Here is a 3,013-nt window from a genome sequence, read left to right as displayed (position 1 = left end):
TCAATATTATAGGTTCGTTTACCATCTTTTACTGCTTGAGTGTTATATTCCTCAATTTTGTTTAAGATCTGAACTTTATCTCTTGTCGCATTTGATGCCCCAAATATTGCTGGGACATTTGCCCAGGCTCTAAAACGTTCAAAACCAGTAAATAAAAATTCATTCACTAATCCCGCACTCCCCCTATTAGCAATCACTGCGGTTTCATTAATAGATGCAAGATCACGATCATATAAGATTGCACTAGATACTTTATCTTTAGGCGTTAAATTTAACATCCCTGCAGTAGCCATTCTACTGAATTGCTTTGCTTGTTCCTCTGTTAAAATTTTGTCACTATAAAGAGCTGCTTTTAATTCTTGAGAGTTATCTGCTGTATTATTTCCTTTTTCATCAAATTTTAAACAACTAATATGTTCACAATCATCAGTTTTTTTCTTAATACTAAAAATAGAATCTTCATTTTTTTCCATGTTGTAATAAATTTCATCACCATGGCGACTGATATTATCTACAAACGCCTTCGATACCGCTAAATCCCTTTCTAAATCAGCTTTAAATTGCTCCACATTTGGTTTATTTAATGATTGATGAATATTCTCTTTATTCACTCTAGCAATTATTTCTTCTGATGATAAACCCAACGCTCTTTGAGCTTCTTCATTTCGAATAGTCATATTTTTAGTGTTAATGCTTGAGCCCGTTACACCATTTTCACTACTATTACGGCTCAAATAACCTAGTGCTCCTGTTGCTAACCCTTTCGCGATGCCCCAGTTGCCTTGATTAGCAATACCTGCAATACCACTAAATTCTACTTTCGATGAGCCATCTTGATGATTTTTACCTACCTCTTGTAATTTAACACCGCCTAGATCTTTTGGTGCCCCCCCTCCACTAACTGAAAAACCGCCTCCAAAACCGAAGCCTTTGCCTGAAACACTTGAATGGTTTTCAATATCCCTCGCCATTAATGTTCCCGTCTCAAAACGATTTTTTCCTTCTGCTTCCGCTTTTTCTGTTGATGTCACTAAACCGCCCGTCAGCTCCGAATGTTTTCTGATGTTAAGGTCATATCCCTCGTCACCTGAAAAAATGCCGGCTTGCGTTTTTACGCTCGCATAATTTGAATTCACTTTTGAACGGTTATAGTTACCACTTGCAGAGAATCCATACCCTACTGTCACCTGCCCTGAAACACTTTCTTGTTTACCCTCATAGCGTGCAGTATCTTGTAAGCTTTCAATCGTGAGATTTTCTGCTCTTACTTCTACTCGTTTACCTTTCCTTTCACTTGTGAACCTTTGATATTGGTTTCTTTTCCGCTCTCAATTATGGTTTTACTGGCTTGTGTACCTATTTGACTTGTCACCCATGCTTGGCTTTCACCGTTGCCGTAGCCTTTAGCGACATTACCTCCAGCCGTAATCCCTGCACTTACGCCATTACCAAACTGAATTGCGACACCTACATTAAAACCTGTCGATTTATTTTTACTGCGTTCAAGATGCTTTTCATCTGCAGCTGAAATATTCACATTGCCATCAGCTTTGAGATGTGTACCGTTCTGTCCTGATATATCCGCACCTGTGATGGTAATTTGCGACCGTTCTCCTTTACCTATCGCGGTAATATTGACTTTGCCACCTGCGTTCACTTGACTTTTTTCTACGGTGTTGCCTTCACTATGTTGGGTTTGTACTGATTTTTGTTGTCCATAGGTAATAGATACACCAACACCTGAACTAACGCCTTGACCTAAACCATTTTGATTGATTGCATCTGCCAGTGCTAAGGTGGATTCAGCTGCTCTTACTCCCTCAAAACCTACATTCATCGCACTCATTGCATTGATGCGATTATTTTGGCTTTTACCAACCATTTTTGTAGACTCAACGGTAGATTTAACCGATTGTAAAGCTGATGCAACAGCTCCCGTGAGGGCAATAGTGAGGCCTTTTTGTTGCATTTCATAACGAGAGTTACTTTCATAATTCAGTTGAATAGCGTCAATATCTACAGTTTTACTTGTAATACCCACATCTCCCTTGCCCGAGCTAACAATGCTACCTACTTGTTGATAGCGATTACCTGCCTGAATTGTGACATTTCCAGCCAAACTACCAATTTGGCTATGAGCTGCACTTTCTTGCGTGTTGTTTTGATTTACTTTTTCTTTATTCGAACCAATCGTAAAACCGATTCCACCGTTCCCCATTAAGCCTGATTTTTGGCTTACAATTTTGGTCTCATGGATAAGTTGATTTTTGCCTGCTTGAAGTAATACATCATTTTTAGCATCAATTAGCACATTATTATCTGCTGCTAGTTTCACACCTGTTGCTTCCACATTATGACCTGCCAATAATACGATTTCTCGACCGCTTAACTCGCTACCAACTTGCTCTATGCGTTTTTCATACTCATCCGTTATTTTTGATTTTCGGGTAAGTACACCTGATTTATATTGATGATGTTCAGTTAATTCGAGAGTGTTAGTTGCACCATTCAACACAAGGTCGTTTTCAGCAATAGCCATTAACTTCGCTTCACTATCCAGCTGTGCCCCTTCGGCTCGGAGATTTTTTGCCGTAAGCGTTACATCCCCCTTGCCTTTTACTTGACTTACTACCGCTTCTTCCACTTTCTCATGACGGTAATGATTGCCTTTCCCCATCTTCTCATCAAAGCCCACTGAAAGTGCGGTGAGATTCATGTTATTTTTGCTTTGAACAAGTGTGCTGCCATTGCCATCGTTAATAATATCTGCACCTTTAGCGTTCAGATTATTTGATGAGAGTTGTAATTGGCCATCTTCTCCTTTCACATGGAAAAGCGCTTTACGAGCCAGTGTCGTTTCACTCCGTTGAAAATGAGATAAATCCACCTTTGTTGTCATTGTGGTACTTTCGTGATTTAAATCACCGCCCACATCCACCAAAAGTGCTCGCTCGGCTTCCACTTTACCGCCGATATTATCGAAGTTATTCGTGGTGTTGATGCCTACTTTATC

General features: G+C 39.7%; 2 protein-coding genes. Both read right to left on the bottom strand.

All coding sequences use genetic code 11. The features are described from left to right. A partial coding sequence (locus ABW51_RS09410; RefSeq protein WP_082318442.1) for a hypothetical protein occupies positions 1 to 1,187 on the bottom strand: 1,187 nt, incomplete at its 3' end. An 83-nt stretch (positions 1,188 to 1,270) separates the two neighbouring features. Next, on the bottom strand, positions 1,271 to 3,013 hold a 1,743-nt coding region (locus tag ABW51_RS09405; protein WP_197271862.1), incomplete at its 5' end, for a hemagglutinin repeat-containing protein.

This window comes from Haemophilus sp. C1, assembly GCF_001276515.1.
Classification (GTDB): domain Bacteria; phylum Pseudomonadota; class Gammaproteobacteria; order Enterobacterales; family Pasteurellaceae; genus Haemophilus.
This window is presented reverse-complemented; position numbering and strand designations above follow the sequence as displayed.